Here is an 810-nt window from a genome sequence, read left to right as displayed (position 1 = left end):
GCGTGTGCACCGAGGCGTACGCGATGGCGAGCACCACCGCCACCGACGCGCCCTGGCTGATGCCGAGGATCCCGGGGTCGGCGATGGGGTTGCGGGTGATGCCCTGCATCACCGTGCCCGCCATGGCCAACGCGGCCCCCACCATCACCCCCACCACCGTGCGCGGCAGGCGCATCGAGCGGACCACCTCGGCCGCGTCGCTGCCGCCGCCGTGCAGCAGCGCGTCGAAGACCGCGGATGGCGCGATCTGGCGGCTGCCGATCGCGAGGCTGAGCAGCATGGCGAGCAGCAGGGCCAACACGGCGAGCGCCGTCCAGCCGATGCGGCGGCTGACCAGGGAGGCCCTGGCGCTGCTGGTCGGGACGGCTGACATCGTGCCCTTCACATCGCGCGCGGTGGGATGAGTGGATCTTGAGCAGGTGGTTAGGTCAGGCTAAGTGTAAGGGGCGGGGCGCGGCAGAATATCGACCATGTCTTCGCATCCGCACCAGCCCCCGCAGCCGTCACAGCACCCCCGGCCGGCCCCGCGCCGGGCCGATCCGCGGCCGGGCACCGGCGACGCGCCGCCCTTCCTGACGGTCGGCTTCGACCTCGACATGACCCTGATCGACTCCCGACCTGGCATCAAGGCCGCGTACCAGGCGCTCGCGGCAGAGACCGGCACCTTCATCGACGCGGACCTCGCCATCACCCGGCTCGGCCCGCCGCTCGAACAGGAGCTGGCGCACTGGTTCCCCGACGACCAGATCCAGCCAGTCGGTGATCGCTACCGCGCGCTGTATCCCACCCACGCCATCGCCCCCACCCCGG

Annotated in this window: 2 protein-coding genes; one reads left to right on the top strand and one right to left on the bottom strand. The window is 71.9% G+C overall.

Translation table 11 applies throughout. The features are described 5' to 3' along the window. The coding region (locus tag KUM32_RS43060; protein WP_217146982.1) for an iron chelate uptake ABC transporter family permease subunit at positions 1-373 on the bottom strand (373 nt) is incomplete at its 3' end. A gap of 97 nt (positions 374-470) precedes the next feature. Here KUM32_RS43060 and KUM32_RS44645 point away from each other — a divergent pair. Then, positions 471-810, top strand: a 340-nt coding sequence (locus KUM32_RS44645) for an HAD family hydrolase (protein ID WP_374227630.1), incomplete at its 3' end; no start/stop codon positions are given.

It is taken from the genome of Streptomyces sp. AC627_RSS907 (assembly GCF_019049165.1).
This window is presented reverse-complemented; position numbering and strand designations above follow the sequence as displayed.